This window comes from Rhodococcus sp. P4_E4, from assembly GCF_056401575.1.
In genome coordinates, this window is the sequence record NZ_JBFUJB010000002.1 from 11,990 (window position 1) to 35,572 (window position 23,583).

General features: G+C 62.6%; 17 protein-coding genes. 11 read left to right on the forward strand and 6 right to left on the reverse strand.

The window, feature by feature from the left end; translation table 11 throughout:
- Positions 1-18: 18 nt before the first annotated feature.
- The 6 genes from uraD (at position 19) to AC1DVN_RS03035 (ending at position 6,737) form a co-directional block, all read left to right on the forward strand.
- Entirely contained in the window at positions 19-537 is a 519-nt protein-coding gene (gene uraD / locus AC1DVN_RS03010) for a 2-oxo-4-hydroxy-4-carboxy-5-ureidoimidazoline decarboxylase (protein WP_113683016.1), read from the forward strand.
- The gene (gene uraH / locus AC1DVN_RS03015) at positions 534-863 is read left to right on the forward strand and encodes a hydroxyisourate hydrolase (RefSeq protein WP_020907070.1); all 330 of its coding nucleotides are present in this window, start codon (positions 534-536) and stop codon (positions 861-863) included. The genes uraD and uraH overlap by 4 nt, the downstream gene beginning before the upstream one ends.
- Positions 864-927: 64 nt before the next feature.
- On the forward strand, positions 928-1,845 hold the full coding sequence (gene pucL, locus AC1DVN_RS03020; RefSeq protein ID WP_041815792.1) for a factor-independent urate hydroxylase: 918 nt from the start codon (positions 928-930) through the stop codon (positions 1,843-1,845).
- A 53-nt stretch (positions 1,846-1,898) separates the two neighbouring features.
- Positions 1,899-3,212: an 8-oxoguanine deaminase gene (locus AC1DVN_RS03025; protein ID WP_230544079.1), complete on the forward strand. Its 1,314-nt coding sequence runs from the start codon at positions 1,899-1,901 to the stop codon at positions 3,210-3,212.
- 7 nt (positions 3,213-3,219) lie between these two features.
- On the forward strand, positions 3,220-4,029 hold the full coding sequence (locus AC1DVN_RS03030) for an FAD binding domain-containing protein (RefSeq protein ID WP_477993405.1): 810 nt from the start codon (positions 3,220-3,222) through the stop codon (positions 4,027-4,029).
- Complete coding sequence (locus tag AC1DVN_RS03035) at positions 4,026-6,737, forward strand: molybdopterin-dependent oxidoreductase (RefSeq protein ID WP_269577720.1); 2,712 nt, start codon at positions 4,026-4,028, stop codon at positions 6,735-6,737. The genes AC1DVN_RS03030 and AC1DVN_RS03035 overlap by 4 nt, the downstream gene beginning before the upstream one ends.
- Here AC1DVN_RS03035 and lat read toward each other — a convergent pair.
- Entirely contained in the window at positions 6,734-8,062 is a 1,329-nt protein-coding gene (lat, locus tag AC1DVN_RS03040; protein WP_029255024.1) for an L-lysine 6-transaminase, read from the reverse strand. The two genes, AC1DVN_RS03035 and lat, sit on opposite strands and share 4 nt — an antisense overlap.
- Before the next feature lie 66 nt (positions 8,063-8,128).
- Complete coding sequence (locus AC1DVN_RS03045; protein WP_019747732.1) at positions 8,129-8,593, reverse strand: Lrp/AsnC family transcriptional regulator; 465 nt, start codon at positions 8,591-8,593, stop codon at positions 8,129-8,131.
- 30 nt (positions 8,594-8,623) lie between these two features.
- On the opposite strand from AC1DVN_RS03045, the gene amaB reads away from it, so the two are divergent.
- Positions 8,624-11,458 (forward strand): L-piperidine-6-carboxylate dehydrogenase, encoded by a 2,835-nt coding sequence (gene amaB, locus AC1DVN_RS03050; RefSeq protein WP_477993408.1) that lies wholly within the window; start codon positions 8,624-8,626, stop codon positions 11,456-11,458.
- Here amaB and AC1DVN_RS03055 read toward each other — a convergent pair.
- From AC1DVN_RS03055 to AC1DVN_RS03065, 3 genes are read right to left on the reverse strand one after another with little or no spacing between them, the layout of a single operon-like run.
- Positions 11,409-12,194 carry an alpha/beta fold hydrolase gene (locus tag AC1DVN_RS03055; protein WP_211917041.1) on the reverse strand — a complete coding sequence of 262 codons (786 nt, stop codon included), beginning with the start codon at positions 12,192-12,194 and terminating at the stop codon, positions 11,409-11,411. The two genes, amaB and AC1DVN_RS03055, sit on opposite strands and share 50 nt — an antisense overlap.
- Entirely contained in the window at positions 12,191-13,255 is a 1,065-nt protein-coding gene (locus AC1DVN_RS03060; RefSeq protein ID WP_269577718.1) for an isopenicillin N synthase family dioxygenase, read from the reverse strand. Before AC1DVN_RS03060 ends, AC1DVN_RS03055 begins: the two co-directional genes overlap by 4 nt.
- Positions 13,236-14,627, reverse strand: coding sequence for a uracil-xanthine permease family protein (locus AC1DVN_RS03065; protein WP_477993411.1), 1,392 nt, complete (start codon positions 14,625-14,627; stop codon positions 13,236-13,238). Before AC1DVN_RS03065 ends, AC1DVN_RS03060 begins: the two co-directional genes overlap by 20 nt.
- A 134-nt stretch (positions 14,628-14,761) precedes the next feature.
- On the opposite strand from AC1DVN_RS03065, the gene AC1DVN_RS03070 reads away from it, so the two are divergent.
- The 3 genes from AC1DVN_RS03070 to AC1DVN_RS03080 are packed head-to-tail and all read left to right on the forward strand — an operon-like array spanning position 14,762 to position 17,513.
- A complete protein-coding gene (locus AC1DVN_RS03070) occupies positions 14,762-15,325 on the forward strand; it encodes a helix-turn-helix domain-containing protein (protein ID WP_003940980.1) in 564 nt (187 codons plus the stop codon).
- A gap of 57 nt (positions 15,326-15,382) precedes the next feature.
- The gene (locus tag AC1DVN_RS03075) at positions 15,383-16,387 is read left to right on the forward strand and encodes an acyl-CoA dehydrogenase family protein (protein WP_477993413.1); all 1,005 of its coding nucleotides are present in this window, start codon (positions 15,383-15,385) and stop codon (positions 16,385-16,387) included.
- A 34-nt stretch (positions 16,388-16,421) separates the two neighbouring features.
- Positions 16,422-17,513, forward strand: a complete 1,092-nt coding sequence (locus AC1DVN_RS03080; RefSeq protein ID WP_477993415.1) for an N-formylglutamate amidohydrolase — start codon at positions 16,422-16,424, stop codon at positions 17,511-17,513.
- A 37-nt stretch (positions 17,514-17,550) separates the two neighbouring features.
- On the opposite strand, the gene AC1DVN_RS03085 is transcribed toward AC1DVN_RS03080, so the two are convergent.
- Positions 17,551-18,882 carry an anaerobic C4-dicarboxylate transporter family protein gene (locus AC1DVN_RS03085; RefSeq protein ID WP_477993417.1) on the reverse strand — a complete coding sequence of 444 codons (1,332 nt, stop codon included), beginning with the start codon at positions 18,880-18,882 and terminating at the stop codon, positions 17,551-17,553.
- A gap of 106 nt (positions 18,883-18,988) precedes the next feature.
- Between AC1DVN_RS03085 and AC1DVN_RS03090 the strand changes: the two genes are divergently transcribed.
- On the forward strand, positions 18,989-23,536 hold the full coding sequence (locus AC1DVN_RS03090) for an ATP-dependent helicase (RefSeq protein ID WP_047890287.1): 4,548 nt from the start codon (positions 18,989-18,991) through the stop codon (positions 23,534-23,536).
- Positions 23,537-23,583: the final 47 nt, after the last annotated feature.

Sequence of the window (23,583 nt, forward strand, 5' to 3'; positions counted from 1 at the left end):
TCAAGTAATCCTGTGGACATGCCTACAACGAATTCCAGTGGTCTCGGAGCCTTCGATGCGCTCGGTGACCACCAGGCAGTCGCGGCGCTGCTCGAGTGTTGCCATTCCGCCGTGTGGGCACAGGAAATCGCCGCGTCTCGCCCGTTCACCGATCTGGAAGCTCTGTTCGACAAAGCAGATGCGGTGCTGGCCGAGCTTCCCGAGTCCGAGATCGACGACGCTCTGTCCGGCCACCCACGAATCGGTGAGCGAAGCGAAAGCGCGGCCTCGACCCGTGAACAGTCGGAAGTCTCGTCCGCGACAGAAGACGTCCTCGCGGAACTTCGACAGAAGAACGCCGAGTACGAAGAGACATTCGGCCATGTTTACCTGGTCTGCGCGTCGGGGAAATCTGGAACGGAGCTCCTCGACATCCTTCGAGGCCGTCTCCGAAACGACCCGGCGACCGAGCGTTCCGTGCTTCGAACCGAATTGGCCGCCATCAATCGAATCAGGCTTGCCCGTCTGATCGATTCACTCGCCGGAGGCGCAGCATGAGCAAGACCCTGAGCACGCACGTTCTCGACGCGACGACGGGCATTCCCGCGGCGGGGATTCGCGTCGAACTTCGTGATCGAGACGGCGTCACGATCACCAGTGCCGAGACCGACTCCGACGGCCGCATCCCCGAACTTGCTCCCGGTGGTCTGGTCACCGGTCACTACACCCTGACTTTCGACACGGGAACGTATTTCGAGACCAACGGACAAGAGAACTTCTACCCGGAAGTGACAGTGACCTTCCGGGTGGACGACACGGCGCGGGGCTATCACGTCCCACTGTTGCTGTCGCCCTTTGCTTATTCCACCTATCGCGGGAGCTGAACACGTGACTACCGAAAACATCACAACCGGCAACATCACGACCGGTGTTACAAGCACCGACCGGTTGAGCGGATCCATCGAACTTACCGGTCACCAGTACGGCAAAGCTGAGAACAGGGTAGTCCGAATCTACCGCGACACTCCTCGTCACGAGATCCACGACATCAACGTCTCCACCTGCCTGCGTGGAGATTTCGCCGACGCGTACCTCACCGGCGATCAGTCGAAGGTTCTGCCGACCGACACGCAGAAACAAACGGCCTATTCCTACGCCAAGGAAAAGGGTCTGATCTCGATCGAGACGTACGGACTCGAACTCGCCCGTCATTTCGTCGACGACATCGAACCGGTCAGTGGCGCGCGGATCGAGATCGAGGAATACGCTTGGGAGCGTGCAATTGTCGACGGCAGCGAGCACGACTACACCTGGATTCGGAAGGGTCAGGAAGTTCGGACGGCGTCGATCACAGTCTCCGATACTGGGACAGCCGATGCCGGGACGTGGGTGATCGGCGGCTTGAAGGACCTGGTGATCCTCAAATCGACCGGTAGTGAGTTCTCGGGTTTCCTCGAAGACCCGTACACGATCCTCGAGCCGACAGACGACCGCGTCATGGCGACGACGTTGGTCGCCCAGTGGCGATTCGTCACCACCGACGTCGACTGGGAATCGGTCTACGTGGGTATCAAGGCACAAATCGTCAAACAGTTCGCGCAGGTGCATTCACTTGCCTTGCAGCAGACGCTCTTCCACATCGGCAAAGCAATTCTCGAAGAGTTTCCGATCATTGCCGAGGTTCGACTGTCGGCACCCAACAAGCATCATTTCGAATATGCACTCGGCCGCTTCGGAGTCGAGAACGACAACGAGGTGTTCCACGCCGCCGATCGTCCGTACGGGCTGATCCAAGCTGCGGTCAGCCGATCCGACGCACCAGACGCGGGGCCGTCGTGGACACCCTATTCAGGCTGGTTGTCGTGACCGACCCGGCCCTCGGGACCACTCTCGTCGTCGCCAATGCCCATGTGGTCACGATGGACAGCGAGCGTTCCGAGCACCCCGACGGCTACGTCGTGATCTCGGGCAACAAGATTGTCGACGTGGGGGCCGGAAAGGCTCCCGTGTACCCGAATGCGCACGTGATCGACGGCAACGGTTGCCTGATCACGCCCGGTCTGGTGAACACACATCATCATCTCTACCAATGGATCACCCGTGGCCTGGCAGCAGACTCGACGCTCTTCGAGTGGCTGACCACGCTGTACCCCGTCTGGGCGGGTATCGACGCCGACGCCGTCCACGCGGCGGCCACCGGCGGACTCACCTGGTTGGCAAAAACCGGATGTACGACCACCACCGACCACCACTACGTCGTTCCCCGCGACGCCGGCGACGTTTTCGAAGCCGAGATCACCGCCGCTGCGCAGGTTGGCCTTCGATTCCACCCGTGTCGTGGGTCGATGGACCTCGGTCAGAGTTCCGGCGGCCTGCCACCGGATCACGTCGTGGAAAAACTCGACGACATCCTGACCGGCACGCAGTCGGTGATCGACCGCTGGCACGATCCGAATGCGGGGTCGATGCTGCAGATCGCGGTAGCTCCCTGCTCACCCTTCTCGGTGACGGAGTCACTGCTCCGAGAGTCCGCGACGCTGGCCCGCGAAAACGGCGTGCGAATGCACACGCATCTCGCCGAGACCCTGGACGAGGAAAGCTTCTGCCGAGAGCTTTTCGGTTGCACGCCGGTCGAATACATGGAACGCGTCGGTTGGGTGGGTCCGGACGTCTGGTACGCACACGCAGTCCATCTCGACGACGCCGGTATCGAGACGATGGCGCGAACCGGAACTGCCGCGGCACACTGTCCGACCTCCAATGCGCGCCTGGGGGCCGGTATCGCCCGTGCCGCCGATCTGGTGAAGGGCGGGGTCACCGTGGGGCTCGGTGTGGACGGCGCGGCGAGCAACGAAGCATGCAGTCTGATCGAGGAGTCTCGTCATGCGCTTCTGTTTGCTCGCGCCAAGGGCGGACCGCAGACGATGACGGTGCGAAAAGCCTTGGAATTGGGAACGATCGGCGGCGCACGAGTTCTGGGCCGCGAGGGCGAAATCGGATCGATCGAGGTCGGAAAACTTGCCGACCTGGCGGTGTGGAAACTCGACACCATCGCGCATGCCGGCATCACCGATCCGGTGGCGGCGCTCGTACTCGGCTCGACGCCCCCGCTGAAGTTACTACTCGTCAACGGGCGAATCGTAGTTGCCGACGGACGAGTCACCACCGTCGACGAGGACGTCGTGGCCTCGGATGTCGCACGCGCACACCGCGACCTACTCGGAAAGGCTTGAGGCAGCGATGGATCTGCACAGCGTCGACGAAGTTCTGGTGCCGCGGACCCGCGCCGAGCTCCCCTGTGCCTCACCCGGTATCGGGTTCATCGGCGGCGGCACCTGGCTGTACTCGGAACCGCAGCCGCACCTGACCACTCTTGTCGACCTTGCGGGCTTCGACTGGAAAGCTGTCGCGGTCGGCGATCTCGGTCTCGAAATCGCGGCCACCTGCACCATCGAGGAACTGTGCCGCGCCGAACTTCCCACCTCATGGTCCGCCGCAGCGCTGTTCCAACACTGCGCCGACGCACTGCTCGCATCGTGGAAGGTGTTGCGATACGCGACCGTCGGCGGCAACATCGCGCTCTCCTTCCCGGCCGGGGCGATGACGACTCTGTGCACCGCTCTCGATGCCGAACTGACGATCTGGCGTCCGGACGGTACCGAATACTCAGTCCCCGTAGTCGATTTCGTCATCGACGATTCTCGCAACGTGCTCGGCCCCGGCGAGATCATCCGCAGTATCCGGATTCCCGTGCATGCACTGACCGCACGTACCGCGATGCGAAAGCTGGCACAGACGTCACTCGGGCGATCGGCCGTAGCCGTTGCCGGACGCTGCGGTGCCGACGGTTTCACACTGGCGATCACCGCCGCGACCCGCCGTCCGTACGCTCTGAAATTCGACGAACTCCCCGACGCCGCTGCGCTTGCGGATGCGTTGCACAGCAGGATTCCGGAAGACGCCTACTTCACCGATGTCCATGGAACTGCGCCGTGGCGGAAGGCGATGACTGACCTTCTCGCCGAAGAAATCCGAGGTGAACTGGAATGAAGTACTCGGTGGACGGAGTTCCCCGCGACGACCAGCCCCGCCCAGGACAGTGCCTGCGAACCTTCCTCCGCGAGCACGGAGCGAACTCCGTCAAGAAGGGGTGCGATGCCGGAGACTGCGGCGCCTGCTCGGTTCTGGTCGACGGACACCCCACCCATTCGTGCATATTTCCCGCCCACCGCCTCGGCGGCCGCGACGTCGTCACCGCCGCCGGCCTCGGAACACCGGAGAAACTTCACCCCATTCAACAGGCATTCGTGGACGCCGGTGGATTCCAATGTGGTTTCTGTACAGCGGGAATGGTAGTCACCGCATCAGCGCTGTCGGTCGAACAAAAATCCGATCTCGCGTGCTCGATGAAAGGTAACCTGTGCCGTTGCACCGGTTATCGGTCCATTCGTGACGCCCTCGCGGGTACATCCAATACCGAGACCGCCAAAACAGGCGGGGCACAAGGGCGTTCCATCGCAGCCCCGGCGTCCGCACGCATCGTCACGGGGACCGAGCAGTACACCATGGACTTCTCCCCGGGTGAGAAGCCGATCGGCCTGCTTCACGTCGCAGTACTCGGCAGTCCGCACGCACACGCACACATAACCCGGATAGACACGGCAGCAGCGGAAGCGGCGCCGGGCGTCGCCGCGGTCCTCACCTTTCAGGACAGTCCGGACGTGCTGTTCTCGACCGCCCGGCACGAGGACCGCAACGACGATCCGGACGATACGCGGGTGTTCGACAGGACCGTCCGTTTCCGCGGCCAGCGCGTCGCCGCGGTCATCGCCGAAACCCCGACGCAGGCGGAACGTGCACTCTCGCTGATCGAAGTCGACTACGAGGTACTCGACGCGGTATTCGAACCAGATCTGGCGCGTTCCCCCGGCGCTCCGCTCCTGCACGGCGACAAAGACGAGAGCTCGCGGATCGCAGAAGTCCCTCGCAACGTGGTTGCCGCGCTTCACGATGGTGTCGGCGATCTGGACCGTGCGCTCGCGGATGCCACCGCAGTCGTCGAAGGTACGTGGAAAACTGCGCGAGTCCAGCACGTGGCCTTGGAAACTCACGGCGCAGCGGGGTGGCTCGACGAGGACGGCCGTCTCGTCATCAGAAGCAGCACACAGGTGCCGTTTCTGGTTCGGGACGAATTGGCGCACATCTTCGATCTCGATCGCAGCCGAATCCGGGTGTTCGCCAAGCGGGTAGGTGGAGGCTTCGGCGGGAAGCAGGAACTACTCACCGAAGATCTCGTCGCACTCGCCGTCCTGCGAACGGGTAAGCCCGTTGCTTACGAGTTCAGCCGCAGCGATCAGTTCACCATCGCACCGTCACGGCACCCGATGCGAGTTTCGGTTCGCGCCGGCGCCGATGCCGACGGAACTCTCACTGCACTGGCCATCGACGTCCTTTCCGACGCCGGGGCGTACGGGAACCATTCGATCGGAGTCATGTTCCACGGTTGCGCCGAATCCATGGCGGTCTATCGCGCTGCAACCAAACGCGTCGACGCCGAAGCGGTCTACACGAACAACGTTCCGTCCGGCGCCTTCCGTGGTTACGGGCTCGGCCAGATCATCTTCGCCGTCGAGTCGGCCATGGATCAGCTCGCTGATCGTCTCGGCATGGACCCCTTCGAGTTTCGGCGGCGAAACGTCGTCGTACCCGGAGACGATTTTGTCGACTGGCACGTCGAGGACGGTGATCTCGAATTCGGCAGCTACGGACTGGACCAGTGCATCGACCTCGTCGACAGTGCACTGTCGAGCGGACGCGGCGAGGCTGCACCGGCAGGGTCGCGTTGGCAGATCGGTCGGGGCATGGCAATTGCCATGATCGCGACGATCCCGCCGCGTGGTCACTTCTCCGACACCACCGTCGCACTCGAGGCCGACGGTCGGTACGTCGTGAACATCGGCACCGCTGAGTTCGGCAACGGAACCACCACGATTCACCAACAGATCGCGGCCACCGAATTGCGGACGACAGTCGATCGCATCACGATTGTTCAATCCGACACCGATGCCGGCGGATACGACACCGGAGCATTCGGGTCGACGGGAACGGTGGTCGCCGGCAAGGCGCTCCTGATCGCCTGCGAGCGCCTTCGCGAGCGAATACTGACCCGTGCGGTGCGATTGAGTGGCCGCGGCGCGCAGATCGACGATCTTTCGCCGGACGGGGTCGAAACGTCCCACGGTCGCCTCGATTTCGCGACGTTACTCGAAGGTGGCCCGCTCGCCGCTGACGGTCGCCACGACGGAACACCGCGCTCGGTCTCGTTCAACGTTCACGGTTTTCGCGTTGCCGTCGACACGGATACCGGACGGGTGAAGATCCTGCAGTCGGTTCAGGCCGCCGATGCCGGCACCGTCATGAACCCGGCACAACTGCGAGGGCAGGTGGAAGGCGGTGTGGGACAGGCCCTCGGCGCTGCACTGTCGGAGGAAATCGTCATCGAAGAAGGCCGAGTGATCAATCCTCAGCTACGCAATTACCACGTTCCACAGATCGGAGATTTGCCGATCACCGAAGTACTGTTTGCCGACACGTACGACAAACTCGGGCCTTTCGGCGCAAAATCGATGAGTGAGGCCCCCTTCAATCCGGTAGCACCGGCGTTGGCAAACGCGATAGCCAACGCGTGTGGAGTGCGTATGTACTCCACACCGATGACCCCGGATCGAGTGTGGAGCGAACTCCAGGCCAGAGCCTAGACTTCGCGTTCGAGTACTCGCTCGACTGCGTCGACCGCGTCGTCCAACTCACCGGTGGTCACCGTCAGCGCGGGACGGAATCTGATTCCTCTCTTCCCGGTTGGCAGTATCATCACATGCTCGTCTTCTCGCAGTCGCTGGACGACGCGATCACGAAGGTCACTGTCCGCCAACGTAATCGCGCACATCAGACCACGACCGCGCGGCTCGGTCGCCGCCGCGTAGCGCCCGCAGACTTCGGTCAACCGGGCAAGGAGATGCGCACCCGTGAATCGCGCGCGGTCGATCAGTCGGTCCTGCTCGATGACTTCGAGTATCCGCCGGGCGCGCACCATATCGGTGAGGTTGCCACCCCACGTCGAATTGATCCGGGAACTGACGTGAAACACATTGTCGCGCACTTCATCCACTCGACCGCCGGCCATGATGCCGCAGACCTGCGTTTTCTTACCGAAGGCAACCACATCCGGATGCAATCCCAATTGCTGATAGGCCCAAGCGGTTCCGGTGATTCCGCATCCCGTTTGCACCTCGTCGAGAATGAAGAGGGCGTCATTCTCACGACACAGCTCTTGCATCGCCTGCAGGAATTCCGGCCTGAGGTGATGGTCACCGCCTTCGCCTTGGATCGGCTCGGCGATGAAACAGGCTATATCGTCGGGGTTGTCGGAAAACGCTCGGCGCGCTTGGTCGAGAGCTTTCCTCTCCGCAGCTTCGACATCGCGACCGTCTGCGAGATACGGCGAGTCGATCCGTGGCCAGTCGAACTTGGGGAATCTCGCGACCTTGCCCGGTTCGGTATTGGTGAGCGACATCGTGTATCCGCTCCGACCGTGGAAGGCCTCGGTCAAATGCAGGACCTTTGTCCCCAGATCGCTTGACAATCCACGGCTTTCGTTCAACCGACTCTTCCAGTCGAAGGCAACCTTGAGCGCATTTTCCACCGCAAGTGCCCCGCCGTCCACGAAGAACAAGTGTGGGAGCGCCGAATCCCCCAGGACCCGAGCGAAAGCCGCAACGAAGCGCGCCATAGGCTCGGTGTAGATGTCGGAATTACTCGGCTTGTTGGAGGCGACAACGGCCAATTCCTGCTGGAATTCCTCGTCGTCGGCGATCGCCGGGTGATTCATCCCCAGGGCGGAAGAGCCGAAGAAACCGAACATGTCCAGAAACTCGGTGCCGTCTCGCAGGTCGCGCAGATACGAACCTTGCGACCTTTGCACATCGAGAATCAGATCGAATCCGTCCACGAGAATGCTGGCCTTCAGCACCTCGTAGACCGGAAAGAGCGCACTGTCACCGAAGTCTCGCATCGCAGTACTCATACTGCGAAGATTATGTCAATTTTACGAAAGTGTCGATAGGAAGCCGTAAAAGTTACGGAACACCCGTCATTCGTCGTAAAAAGTTTGTAGGATGATGGTGCTTCGCGTGTTGACGTTGGCTGCCGTACGGATCTCCTGCAGCAATCGTTCCAACGCGCGAGGTGACGCCACCCGGACCAGGAGGACGTAGCTTTCGCTCCCGGCCACGGAGTGACACGAGACGACGGCCGGTAGATGACGCAAGCGAGCAGGCGCATCGTCGGGCTGCGAAGGATCGAGAGGAGTGATGGCGACAAATGCGGACAGATTATGACCGAGTGCCTCCGGATCGATCTTCGCCGAGTAGCCACGGATCACCTTGCGAGACTCCAATCGACGCACTCTCGACTGGACTGCAGAGATCGAGAGTCCTGCCTTCTCAGCAAGACTCGCGAGAGTGGCACGGCCGTCCAAGACCAATTCACGCATCAAAAGTCGATCGGTTTCGTCGACCGGAACCCCGGCAGCGTCACTGGTTTCTGTTTCTCGCACCTGCGCAGGCTAACGCAATCGGACATTCGTATGGTTGAAACCTGGGAGCTACGTGCACGGTTCGCAGCGGCCCTCGCCAAGATGTATGGCGACGAGGTCCCCGCTTACAACACCTTGGTAGATGTAACGATGCAGGTGAACCGTGATTTTGCCGCCGAACATCCGGATTCGGCGGAGCGCCTGGGCAGCCTGGCGAGAGTCAGCGCCGAGCGTCACGGCGCCATCAGACTGGGGACTCTCGACGAACTACGTGACGTAGCCACCGTCTTCGGCGGATTCGGTATGTTTCCGGTCGGCTACTACGACCTCCGGCTCACCGACTCCCCCATTCCCGTTGTCTCGACGGCGTTTCGCCCCACCGAACCTGCCGAACTCGCCCGGAACCCGTTCCGTGTTTTCACTTCGGTACTGACCGGCTCCGATTCCAGGTTCTTCGACACCGACCTCGAGCGTCGGATCACCGGGTTCCTGCGTCGCCGCACCCTGTTCTCTCCAGAACTTCTGCAGTGGGCACGGCAAGCGAACCGCGAGTGCGGCCTACCGGAGCCCGAGGCGACACAATTCGTCGAAGCGGCGACCTCGGCGTTTCGGCTCGGCACCGATCCCATCGACGCCGGTTGGTATCGCGAACTTGCCGCGATCTCACCTGTCGCCGCAGACATCGCCGGCCAGGGCTCGACACATGTCAACCACCTCACCCCGCGAGTGCTCGACATCGACGAGTTGTACCGCCGAATGACCGAGCGCGGCATCACCATGATCGACCGCATCCAAGGCCCACCGAGATGGAATGGACCGCCACTGCTTCTGCGGCAGACGTCGTTTCGCGCACTCGCCGAAGACAGACGTTTTCGCCGGCCGGACGGATCGGTCACCACAGAACCTGTCCGCGTCAGATTCGGCGAGGTCGAGGCACGCGGAATCGCGTTGACCCGCAGCGGGCGTGCAATCTACGACCGACTGATCGCAAGGCCCGCGGACGCCGACTGGGACAGCGAATTTCCGCACAGCGAGGACGGACTCGACGACGCGGGGTTGGCGTACTTCACGTACCGAAACGAAGGAACTGTTGTCGTCCGCGACCCGATCGTCTACGAGGACTTCCTACCGGCATCCGCGGCCGGGATCTTCGCGTCCAATCTCGATTCCGTGACCGGATTCGTTTCCGATGCGCCCGGCGCCGAATACGGGCAGGATCGATTGGAGGGCGCCGTCGACCGCACCATCGAAGATCCGTTCGAGCTGTACCGCGCACAACAAGAGGCATCACGTGCCCTGCTTTCTCCCGCCAACAACCACTCCCGCCTACAAACACTCCCGCCTTCTAACACTCCCGCCTTCAAACACAGAGGACTCCCCGTGAACCTGCCTGATCCTTCGAGCCTCGCCGATCGCGCCGAGAGAGCCCTCGCTGCCTGCGGTGTCGAGTGGCCCGCCGGTGATCTGAGCGCACACACGCCGATCACCGGCACACAGCTGCGTACGGTCCGGCAGCACTCCGGCCGAGAGGTCGACGACGCCGTCGAGGCGGCTCATCGAGCGTTCCTCACCTGGCGCACCGTCCCCGCTCCGGCGCGCGGCGCGGTCGTGCGGCGGCTGGGCAGCCTACTGACCGAGCACAAGGAGGATCTCGCGGAGATCGTGACGCTGGAGGCAGGCAAGGTCACCTCGGAAGCTCTCGGCGAGGTACAGGAGATGATCGACATCTGCGAGTTCGCGGTCGGTCTCTCCAGGCAGCTCTACGGGCGCACCATGCCGTCCGAACGTCCCGGCCACCGGTTGTCGGAAACGTGGCACCCGCTCGGCGTTGTCGGGGTCATCTCTGCGTTCAACTTTCCGGTAGCGGTGTGGTCGTGGAATACCGCCATTGCTCTGGTCTGCGGCGACTCCGTCGTCTGGAAGCCTTCGGAAACCACTCCGTTGACCGCTCTGGCATGTCATGCGCTCCTGCGACGTGCGCTCGCGGATTGTGAAGCACCGATCGACGTGCACCAGTTGGTCGTCGGCGGACGTGACGTCGGTGAGGCGCTGGTGGACAACCCACTCGTGGCCTTGGTCAGCGCGACGGGTTCCGTGCGGATGGGCCGCGCCGTGGCTCCGCGGGTCGCCGAGCGCTTCGGACGAAGTCTTCTGGAGCTGGGTGGGAACAACGCCGCAGTCGTCACGCCGTCGGCGGATCTCGAGCTTGCCGTGCGCGGAATTGTCTTCTCCGCCGCGGGAACTGCCGGGCAGCGCTGCACCTCACTGCGCCGACTCATCGTTCACGAGTCGATCGCCGACAACGTCGTCGATCGCATTGCGTCCGCGTACGCGCAACTCCAGGTCGGTAGTCCCTTCGATTCCGGTGTTCTGGTCGGACCGCTGATCAACGAAGCCGCGTACGAGGCAATGCAGAAGTCCCTCTCGGCCGCGCGCGGCGACGGCGGAACCGTGGTGTGTGGCGGTGATCGCGTCGGCGAATCCGGGTTCTACGTGACACCTGCTCTCGTTCGCATGCCCGCACAGACCGAGGTGGTACGGGCGGAAACATTTGCACCCATCCTCTATGTCTTGACCTACACCGACTTCGACGACGCTATTGCGCTGCACAACGGTGTACCTCAAGGACTTTCATCCTCGATCTTCACACTCGATCAGCGAGAAGCAGAGCGCTTCCTCGCCGCCGACGGGTCCGATTGCGGCATCGCGAACGTGAACATCGGAACGTCCGGTGCGGAGATCGGCGGCGCATTCGGCGGCGAGAAGGAGACGGGCGGCGGACGCGAATCGGGTTCGGATTCATGGAAGGCCTACATGCGCCGAGCCACCAATACCGTCAACTACTCGGACCAGTTGCCGCTGGCTCAAGGCGTCGAGTTCGGCTGAACGCGTTCTGGGCAAAATCGGCGATCGCTTCGATCAACTCCGGGAGCGTCGACAACTGCGGGGCGTGGTCGGTGTCCAGGCTGACCACCTGGGCACCGGGAACAAGTTTTTGCATGGCACGTTGAGCTTCGATCGGCACGGTTCGATCGAGCGTGCATTCGACATACAAACGCGGGACGGTTCCGAATCGTTCTTCCGTCCAGACGGGTGCCATCAGGCGGGCCGACTCCAGCTGTGGAACGAGCATGCGGGCGGCGAAGATCGCATCAGCCACCGGCGCTTCGTGGAAGAACACAGCGGCACCGGCTTCGGGCGGAACCACCGTCGCATTCCCGTCGTCCACGGGGACCAACCAACGTGAGATCCCGACCGGACTTGCCAGACCGACTTCGATGCAGAGCATCCCGAAGTCCATCTGAGATGGAAGCATCATCCCTGCGACGTACACAAGACCCGTTACCCGCAAAGGCAGCAACTCAGCCACCTGTGAGGCCACGATGCCACCGCCGGAGTGACCGACGAGGGTGCACTGCCCGTCCAGGGACTCGACCACTGCCACAACATGTTCGGCAACTACGTCGAGATCGATCACGTCGTCGGGGTTCCAACTTCCCGAGCCTGGAAGCTCCACCACAACGGGATTGAAGCCGGCCGATTTCAGTGGGCCACACACACGATCCCAGACCCAACCGCCGGCCCACGCTCCGTGGATGAGGACGATGTTCCGTGCACTCACTGCTTGATCTCGAGCTCTGCAGCCGAAAGTACCCGAGCCGCCTCACGACCTGCGGCGGCGTTGGACTTTCCCTGCCTCGACCCGGCCAATTTGGCCTTGATGTGATCGCGAACGGTAATGGATTCGTACTCCAAGCCGGAGTCGTCCTGAAAACTCGGCAGAGTCGCAATCACCGCGTCGACGTTTCCGTCGTGGAAGAAGGCCGCCGATCGCCGACGCTTGATGGTGCCGTTCACCACCGGAGGCGCAACTCGGTGCAGCGTGGACATCCACCTGTCGTTAGTCAGTCGCGCGGTGAGATCCCCGAGATTGACCAGTAGCGCGCCGTCGACCGGCCAGACATCGTGCCAGCGTCGGTCGCTCCCGAGTACTTGCAAACCTTCGACCTGATCCGCCCACAGCACGGTGACCAGCCCGAAATCGGTATGTTCGCCCATACCCTTCAACTCACCGTCCAATGTCACCGTCCCTTCGGGTAATGCGTAGTTGTTCATCCGCAGTACGTCGATGGAATGGTCGGTGATCGACTCGAAGAATCCTGGGGTCAGACCGAGCGCATCTTCGAAAATGGTTGTCAGTGTGCGTGCCACCCGCTCGCCATGGGCGTAGTAGTTCTCCACTCGTTCCGTGAAACCTGGCACTGCGGGCCACAGATTGATTCCGTAATCCTCCTCCGACAGTTCGAGTTCGGTGAATGATCTGGCTTCGGTTCCGACGTTGAAGGCCTCGAAGAAGTCATTCATCCGAGTCGCGGATTCGACGCCGAGGCTCAAGCTCAGCGACTCGCTCTTGGGCGGGCTGTATCCACGATTCGCGCCCTCGATTCGGTAGCCCGTTTTCGTCTCCATCGGCAGCCCGAAGAAGTCGTCCATGGCTTCGGCGAGGCCGGAAGAAACATCGACCGGAACGCCGTGGCCCCGAATCTGCATGAAACCGACAGTCCGACAGGCATGGTCGACTTCGGCGGCCACTCGCGCCTTGTCCTGGTCGGCACCACCGAGCACGTAGGGCGAGATGTCGATGACGGGAACTTCGAAGGGATCAGACTGGGACGATGACACTGGCGTCTCCTGCAGAGCTGGTAGCGGGTTCAGTTTGTGCAGTGGGGTGGAGGCTCTCTCGCGATCGCCTCGCGAGTTCACCGAGTCGGGTGTGATTGAACAGCAGATTGAGTGAAAAGGCAGAGGCCGCAGCCAAGGTGATGCCGCTACCGAGGAGGATCTGAGCCGAGGAGGGGAATCGCTCGAACATCCCCTCCGCAAATTCCGGCAGAATACCGATTCCGACGGACACAGCAGCGATCGTGGTGTTGATCGGGTCACTGAGATCGACCTTGCGCAGTGTGTTGATTCCGACCACGGCGACAGTGGAGAACAAGATGATTCCGACGCCGCCGACCACCGGATCAGGCAGGGCTGCAACTACTTCACCCATTCGCGGGATGAGGCCGAGGACGATCAGAATGGCACCGCTGGTAGCGGTCACGTACCGGCTGTACACCCGGGTCGTGGCAACGGCGCCGACATTCTGCGAGAAAACGGTGTCGACAAAGGCATTGAAGATTCCGCCCAGAACTCCCGACATGCCGTCGGCCACCAGCCCGCGTGCGAGATCTGCTTTTTTCAAAGGCTTTCCGGTGATCTCGCTGACCGCCAGCATGCTCGCCGTCGATTCTGCGAAGACGATTGCCATGACGATACTCATCGCCACCACGGCGGTGACGGGAAACTCCGGAGCGCCGAAGTGGAACGGCATCGGGAAGCCCACCCAGGCCGAGCCGCCGACGCCACTCAGATCGATCAGACCCATCGGGATGGCGATCACGGTACCGATCACCAGTGCCATAAGTACACCGAGTTGCGTCCACATCCCGCGACCGAGGCAGATGAACGCCACCGCGATCACAACGACTGCGGCAGCCAGCGCCAGATTCTTCGGATCGGCGAACGACGGGGAGGTCGGGTCGTTTCCGACGATCAGTCCTCCCGCGACACCGATCAACGAGATGCCGATGACTGTGAGGACGACGCCGGTGACCAGGGGTGGGAAGTATCGGACGATTTTGGCGAACGGGACGGCCAAGGCTATGCCGACCACGCCACCGACCAGCATGGACCCGTACACGGCCTGCAGGCCGTACTCCTTGGCGATCAGAATCATCGGCGTCAGCCCGGCGAACGTCGCACCGCAGACGATCGGCAGGCGGACACCGGCAACCTTGCCGACGCCCAGGCTCTGAATGATCGTGATGATGCCTGCAACGAGCAAGTCCGCACTGATCAGCATCGCGACCGTGCTGCGGTCCAGCCCGACTGCGGCACCGAAAACCAGCGGAACCGTGATGCAACCGGTGTACATGATGAGGACGTGCTGAAGAGCAAAAGCAGACTGGCGGGCAATGGGGAGCCGCTGGTCGACTGGATGGATGGCCATGCGCCGATCTCCGTCCGAAGCTGGAAGTGTTTCGTGTACGGGACTATTCAGCACGTCGATAATTTCTTACCGTGGTCGAATTTGTTTCGTCTGTGTAATCAAAACTTTCACCAGAGCACTGCTATCTTCGGCACATGGACGACGACCAGAGAGCGATAGCGACCGCAATCGGGGCAGCCGTGCGGACAGCGAGAAAAGAAGCCGGTTTGACGTTGCGTGAGGTTGCCGTGAAGTCAGGGTTGTCGCAGCCATTCCTGAGCCAAACCGAAAACGGGCACGCAGTACCCAGCGTCATGAACCTTCACCGCCTCGCGCAATCGCTCGGCACCACGGCGCACTCACTCTTGGCACAGGGCGAGCGAACTCCGTCCAGCCTCGTCCGCGCCGGCGAGGGGCGAACCTTCGAACTGGCACACGATTCGGTGATCCGATTCTGCTCGACCGGCTCACGGACCATGGAACCCAACGAGATCACGGCAGCACCTCACTCCGAGGCAGGTGAGCACACCGAACATGCCGGCGAAGAATTCATTCATGTTCTCGAAGGATCTGTCGAGGTCGAGGTCGGGCTGGACGAGCATCACGTTCTTCATGTCGGCGATACCCTCCTCTACACCTCGACCATCCCGCATCGGTGGTTCAATCGCACCGCTGCAGTTGCGAGATTCCTCATCGTGAGTTCACCGCCGTCCTTCTAGATACGCCACCGCTGCAGTTCCACACCACAACCCCGGCTCGCGGCTTACCCTGACAGCGTGACCAAGTGGCCGGAACTTGCGCGTGAGATCGCCGATACCGTTCTGTTTCCCGTCGCCGACAGCGTCGACGCCGACGGAGAAATCCCCAGCAGCCATTTCGACGCGCTCGCCGCCGACGGCTTCTACGGCATCGCCGCCCTCGGTGACGGTGGCCCCAGCAGCGAAGAACTGGTCGAGGTCCTCGAAACCTTGTGCGGCGGTTGCCTCGCGACGACGTTCACCTGGATGCAGCATCACGGCGTCGTCGGGGCCCTGGCAGCGAGTACCAATACGTCTCTGCGCGAACAATACTGGGACGGTCTGGTTTCCGGCACGATTCGCGGTGGGGTTGCCTATGCCGGCGCCATCCCCCGCCCACCGCTCCTGTGGGCCAAGCGGGTGAACGACGGCTACGTCCTCGACGGGATCGCACCCTTCGTCACCGGTTGGGGCATCGTCGATGTTCTCTTGGTGTCGGCGCGCGACGAGTTCGACAATTCCATCGTTCATTCCGTCGTACCGGTGGGCGAGGCCCCGGGTCTGACGATCGAGGAGCTTCCACTGATCGCGGCGCGCGGGAGCAACACCGTCCGAATCGTGTTCGACGCTTTCGAAATTCCCAATACCGACGTCTGTGCTGTCGTCAGCGACGAACAGTTCCAGAGCACCCAACTCCCCGGCTTGTGGCTCAATGGCGCGATGGCCATGGGCATCACCCGCCGCGCCGTGACCGAACTCGCGGATCTGGGAGTCGACGCCGACGCGTTCGAAGAACAAGCCGCCCGGGCGCGCGCCGATCTCGATGCAGCACTGCGCGGCGGCGGCGACATGTCGGCCGCACGCGCCCGCGCATCGGAACTTGCGATACGAGCATCGGCCGCGCTCGTCACTGCGACCGGAAGCCGCGCCCTCGTCGGCAGCAACACCCCCGAGCGGCTCATGCGAGAAGCCACCTTCACTCTTGTCGCGGCTGGTCGACCGGAGATCAAGACAGCTCTCGTGGAACGACTCAGCGGATACTGAGTCTGCACGGTTGCACTCGATTACGCTGGGGCTCATGACCAGTGGAGAACCAGTACTCATCCCGGCCGGAACCGTGTTCACGCCGGAGGACCTGACGTTCTATGCCGATCGCGACTCCCGCAGTCTCGACGACGCCATCGCCGAAGCCGACCTTCTTGTCAGTTGCCCACACTCGGGTTCCGCGATTCCAGCAGAACTCTCACGTTTTCTCGCACCCGAGTTCACACAGCGGCTGCAATTCGACTTCACCGACATGTCCACCAGTCCCATCGTGCGCCGTTGGGCCGAAATAGATTCGCGCATCGTGTACGTGGAGAATCCGCACCCTCGCATGATTCGCGATCCCAACCGTGCGAAGCCCGAAAACCTGGAAGCGTCACTGCGCGAAGCCTTCGCCCGCGTCCATCAGGCCGGTGCAGGCAACAAGGCGGACCTCACCGGCGTCGACGCAGTTCGCCCTGTCACCTTCTCGTTCTACCCCCTGTTGCTCGAGCCGACCGACGACGCGGGCTGGAAGAACCTCGCCGAGACCTTCACCGAGACAGCCGAACACGGTTTGGGTGTCTACGAAAGAACTCGCGACGCACTGATCGAAGCCATGGTGGAGAAGAGCTTCGAACTCGGTCGATCGTTCACGACGTTGTCGTTCCACGACACGATGAACCACACCACCCGGCGGGACGGCGCCGTCAATGTCGAACGGCCGGAAGCAGATCGACTCCCCGACGTCGTCGCACTCTCCAATCGTGGCGACCACCACGGCAATCGACGCGGCGACAATCCCGTGACGATGGATCCGGAGCTCATTCGCACACTTGCGGTCTCACATCGCAAGGGATTTCAGGTCGACGATCCAGATGCCGTCGCTCTCAATCAGCCGTACCTCGGCAGTTTCGAAATCATCCGAGCCGGAGCCAGATTCGCCGAATTGAGCGCCCGCGCCGCCGAAGCCGGGATCACGTTTAGTGCGGTTCAGGCCGAATTCAAACGAGAATTCCTACTGGGGAACGAACTGGCCGCATACATCATGAAACCCGGCCTCGACTGGCCTACACCCGACGCCGAACGGGTGGACCAGCTCGCCCACGCGTGCAAGGCGAGCTGGGACCACTACCGCAACAGCTGACTCAGCGATATCACTCAGGCTGACTCAGCGGTATCACTCAACCGAGTACCACTCCGAACACCGCGCCGGCCGCAATCGTCGTGACGGCCAAGATGATGGTCGGCAGGAAGAACGAGTGGTCGACGAGCTTGGAGCCGAGCTTCGTGCTGCCCGAGAGGTCGAAGTTCGCAGCTGCGATCTGTGAACCGTTTGTCGGCAACAGATAGACACCGGCAAAGGCTCCGGCCCACATGCCGCTCACCAGGCCGGGTGCAATCCCGGCAGCGAGACCGATCGGCACGATGGTCCTCGTCGCGGTCGACTGGCTGGTCGTCAGGACACAGACCAGGAAGACACCGAGCGCGAAGATCCATGGCGCGGCGTTGACCCAGTCGCCGACGGTGCTCGTGATCAGCTCCGAATGTGCACTGATGAACGTGTCCGTCAGCCATGCCAGACCGAACAGCGCGATGGCCGAGACCATGCCGGCACGGAACACCGTCGACGAGGGCACGTCGGCAACGTTCGGGCGGCACACCAGCAGGATCAACGTACCCACGACGAACATCAGCATTTCGATGATCGGTGTCATCCCCATCGGGGAACCGTCGGCGGCTTCGGGGCGAATTCCCTTGAACAGGCCGAAGATCACGATGGCCAGAACGCCGGCCAGGAAGATCAGTGCCGCGTTTCGTCCGGTCTTCGTCGAGACGAGTTCGGTCTTGGACGCTGCACCAGGTCCGGCCAATTCGCCCGACTTCATCTTCGCCTGTATGTCCGGGTCGTCGTCGAGATCCTTACCGAGCCTGTTGACCGCGATGGAGGAGAGGACGATGCCGACGACAGCGGCCGGGAAGGTGATCTTGATGATGTCGATGAGTTCGAAATCGTAAGGCGGCACGTCGGTCAGCGTGACCATCGCCGCCATCGCCGCGGACACCGGACTACACGCCAGCGCCACACCGGTCGAGACAACCGACAGCGACAGCGGCCGTGACGGCCGCACACCGTTCTTGTACGAGACGTCGTAGATGACGGGGAGCAGCGGGTAGAGGATGTTGGCCGTACCGGCACCGACCGAGAACAGGAATGACACCAACGGCGCGATCAGCGTGATCTGTTTCGGGCGAGATTCGATCAACTTGGCCGCGATGGTGACCATCCAGTCGATACCACCGGCCGCCTGCATCATCGACGACGCGAGGACAACGGACAGGACGATGAGGAGAGCGTCGACCGGCGGACTGCCGACGTCCTCTCCGAAGACGAACACGAGGACGGCAACACCTGCGCCGCCCCACAGACCGAGAGCGACACCGCTCGATCTGGTACCCATGACAATCGCCCCGAGCACTACCGCCAGCTCGAGGACAATCTTGACTGCTTCCATCAGGCACTCGCCTTCTCGATAACAAGAGAATCGCTATAACAGGGCAAATAGTATGCTCTGCACTTCGGCTGCGGGCACGAACACGCTGTCGGTGGGAAGGGGCAATATGGTGGTCGTGACCAATGTCCTCGGTAGGTTCTCGCCCGCCACACGCGAGTGGTTCGGTGGCGCGTTCAGCGCTCCGACTGCTGCGCAGCTCGGTGCCTGGGAATCCATCGCAAGTGGCTCTCACACACTTGTCGTCGCACCAACCGGCTCCGGCAAGACATTGTCGGCGTTCCTGTGGGCTCTCGATCAACTCGCCGCGAAGGACGAAGGCGAACGCGCCACCAAAGTCCTCTACATTTCGCCACTCAAAGCGCTGGGCGTGGACGTCGAACGGAACCTTCGCGCGCCGCTGGTCGGCATCACACAGACTGCGAAACGTCTGGGCCTCACCCCGCCCGAGATCACCGTCGGTGTTCGTTCCGGCGATACGTCACAGGCCGATCGGCGCTCGTTGATCAAGCGTCCTCCGGACATCCTGATCACGACGCCGGAGTCGTTGTTCCTCATGCTCACCTCCGCTGCCCGGGAAACACTGGTCGGCGTCGACACCGTGATCGTCGACGAGGTTCACGCGGTGGCGGGTACCAAGCGCGGCTCGCACCTTGCGCTCTCTCTGGAACGTCTGGACGGCTTGCTCGAGCGTCCGGCGCAACGCATCGGATTGTCGGCCACTGTCCGTCCCCACGAGGAGATCGGGCGGTTCCTCGCAGGTTCGGCACCGATCCGAATCGTGGCACCGCCTGCCGCCAAGACCTTCGATCTCACGGTCCGTGTCCCCGTCGAGGACATGACCGAATTGGGTATCGCGACGCCCGCCGACGGTTCCGAATCCCCCACCCCGCAAGCCGGTTCGATCTGGCCCCACGTCGAGGAACAGATTGTCGACCTCGTGCTCGATCACCGATCGTCCATCGTGTTCGCCAACTCTCGTCGCCTCGCCGAACGATTGACAGCCAGGCTCAACGAGATTCATGCAGAACGCATCGGTCTGGCCGTCGAGAAAACACCTCGCCCGCCCGCGCAGATCGGAGCTCCCGCCGAGGTCAACTACGGCGCAGAACCCCTCCTTGCTCGCGCCCACCACGGATCGGTCAGCAAAGACCAGCGAGCCCTCATCGAAGACGACCTCAAATCGGGTCGATTGCGATGCGTCGTCGCCACCAGCAGTCTCGAACTCGGAATCGACATGGGCGCCGTCGACTTGGTCATCCAGGTGGAGGCGCCGCCTTCGGTTGCCAGCGGCCTGCAACGTGTCGGTCGCGCCGGCCACCAGGTCGGCGAGATCTCACGAGGCGTCGTCTTCCCCAAACATCGCACCGACCTGATTCACTGCGCGGTGACCGTCGAGCGCATGGTCGAAGGCAAGATCGAGGCGATGGCCGTTCCCGCCAATCCCCTCGACATCCTTGCCCAGCAAACTGTTGCGGCCACCGCTCTGGAACCGATCGACGTCGACGACTGGTTCGAGACGGTGCGCCGAAGCGGTTCCTTTGCAACGCTTCCCCGTTCGGCCTACGAGTCGACTCTGGATCTGCTCGCCGGGCGGTACCCCTCGGACGAGTTCGCCGAATTACGTCCGCGCCTGGTCTGGGATCGCGAGTCCAACACTCTGACGGGCCGCCCGGGTTCGCAGCGCTTGGCAGTCACTTCCGGCGGCGCCATCCCCGACCGCGGCCTCTTCACGGTCTACATGGTCGGTGAGAAAGCATCAAGAGTCGGCGAACTCGACGAAGAAATGGTCTACGAATCCCGGGTAGGCGACGTCTTTGCGCTCGGCGCCACCAGTTGGCGGATCGAGGAGATCACCTTCGATCGGGTTCTGGTCAGCCCCGCCTACGGCATGCCGGGTCGTTTGCCCTTCTGGCATGGCGACGGACTCGGTCGCCCTGCCGAACTCGGACAGGCGTTGGGACAATTCGTTCGAGAGACCGCGCTGGGTAATGAAGCCGACGTCGTCGAGCGTTGTCGCGTGGGCGGGCTCGATCACAACGCCACAACCAATCTGATCCAACTCGTCGGTGAGCAGAAGAATGCCACCGGGCAGGTCCCGTCGGATCGAACATTGGTTGTCGAGCGCTTCCGCGACGAACTCGGCGATTGGCGTCTGGTGCTGCATTCCCCGTACGGCCAACGGGTTCACGCACCGTGGGCCCTCGCCATCGGGGCCCGCTTGCAGGAACGATACGGCGTCGATTCCAGTCCGACGGCCTCCGACGACGGCATCATCATCCGTCTCCCCGACACCGAGAACGAACCTCCCGGCGCCGAACTGTTCACCTTCGACGTCGAGGACATCGAAGATCTGGTCACCCAGGAGGTGGGTGGCTCGGCATTGTTCGCCTCCAGATTCCGCGAATGTGCCGCCCGCGCACTGCTTCTCCCACGCCGCAATCCCGGCAAGCGTGCTCCACTGTGGCAGCAACGTCAGCGGTCGGCGCAACTGCTGGACGTCGCTCGCAAGTTCCCGACATTCCCGATCCTGCTCGAGACCGTGCGTGAGTGCTTGCAGGACGTCTACGACCTGCCGGCACTGAAGGAATTGTTCGGCAAGATCGAACGGCGCCAGATTCGAATAGTCGAAGTGGAGACGCCCTCGCCTTCACCGTTCGCAAGTGCGCTCCTGTTCAACTACGTGGGCGCGTTCATGTACGAGGGCGACAGCCCCCTGGCCGAGCGACGCGCCGCCGCACTGTCGTTGGACTCCACGCTGTTGGCCGAACTCCTCGGCCGCGTCGAACTGCGCGAGCTGCTCGACGCCGGAGTGATCGAGCAGGCAGAACGTGAACTGCAACGGCTCGCTCCGGACCGCAAGGCCAAGGACCTCGAGGGCGTCGCCGACCTCCTCCGTATGCTCGGCCCGCTGACCACCGAAGAAGTCACCGAACGCTGTCTCGAAGACCCGGTCTCGTGGCTCGACAAGTTGGTCGCAGACAAACGTGCCCTCCACGTCTCCTATGCGGGCGAGAGCTGGTGGACCGTCGTCGAAGATGCAGCGCGCCTTCGCGATGGACTCGGCGTTCCCCTACCCATCGGGGTTCCGGCCGCGTTCATCGAGCCGGTCGATCAGCCACTCGACGACCTCCTGAGCCGATACGCACGCACCCACGGACCATTCACTCTCACGGATGCGGCTGCACGCTTCGGTATCGGAGTATCCGTCGCGCGTGACGTTCTCGGTCGGCTCGCGCTCGAAAAGCGTGTTCTCGAAGGAGAATTCCGCCCGTCTGCAACTGGGAGCGAATGGTGCGACGCCGAAGTCCTGCGCCGCTTGCGGCGTCGCTCGCTCGCCGCGGCACGGCAGGAGGTCGAGCCGGTCAGTACCGCAACGCTCGGACGTTTCCTTCCCGGTTGGCAGCATGTGGGCGGCACGCTGCGCGGAATCGACGGTGTTGCAACGGTAGTCGATCAACTTGCGGGCGTACCGATTCCGGCGTCCGCCCTCGAATCGTTGATCCTGCCGAGCCGAGTCGCCGACTACTCCCCCGCGATGTTGGACGAACTCACCTCGACGGGCGAAGTCCTGTGGTCCGGATCCGGAGCAATCTCCGGCAAAGACGGGTGGGTAGTGCTGCACCCCGCCGACCTGGCACCGATCACGCTCAATTCGCCCGCCGACACCGACGTCTCGGAGTTGCAGAAACGCATCCTCGACCTGCTGTCCGGCGGCGGTGCCTACTTCTTCCGCCAGTTGGTCGACGCGTTGCAAACTACGGAGTCGGCTGCGGACACGGTCGACAGTGCGGTGACGACGGCACTGTGGGAGTTGGTGTGGCTCGGACACATCGGTAACGACACCGTGGCACCGCTGCGCGCACTTCTCTCGGACACCACCAGAACCACCACAAGTCACCGATCGCCTCGACGTGTTCCTCGTGCCCGTCCGTACCGCGGAATGGCGCGCGCTTCCACCCCGGCGCGCACGGGACCGGCAACCGCCTCCGGTCGGTGGTTCCAGCTGCCAGGTATCGAACCTGACCCCACTATCCGGGCGCACGCCACGGCTGATCTGCTGCTCGAACGGTACGGCGTAGTCACCCGCGGTTCTGTGATGAGCGAGAACGTGCCGGGCGGTTTCGCGTTGATCTACAAGGTACTGAGCACGTTCGAGGACAACGGGCGCGCTCGACGCGGATACTTCGTGGACACCCTGGGCGGCGCTCAATTCTCGACGCCTCCCGTGGTCGACCGCTTGCGCACGTTCGGTGATTCCATCGAGGGGCGCCACACCTCCTCGGCTGCAGTCACTCTCGCGGCGTGCGACCCGGCCAATCCATACGGCGCAGCACTGCCGTGGCCGGCGTCGGGGGGCGAAGAGTCACCCGGACACCGACCCGGACGTAAGGCGGGAGCACTGGTCGTTCTGGTGGAGGGCGAGTTGGTTCTGTTCGTCGAGCGCGGCGGTCGCACCATCCTGACATTCACCGACGACGGCGGAACTTTGCGCCTGGCAGCGCTGTCGCTTGCCCAGAAGGTGACTTCTCGTGCTGTCGACAAGTTGGTAGTGGAGAAGGTCGACGGAGAGACCATCCACGGCAACGATTTTGCTCCCGTCCTGGTCGAAGCCGGCTTCGCCGCCACTCCTCGCGGATTCCGGTTGAGGTCATGAGGATTGAGGTCATGATGGTTGCGATCGTGAAGTGCTGGAGCGGCGAC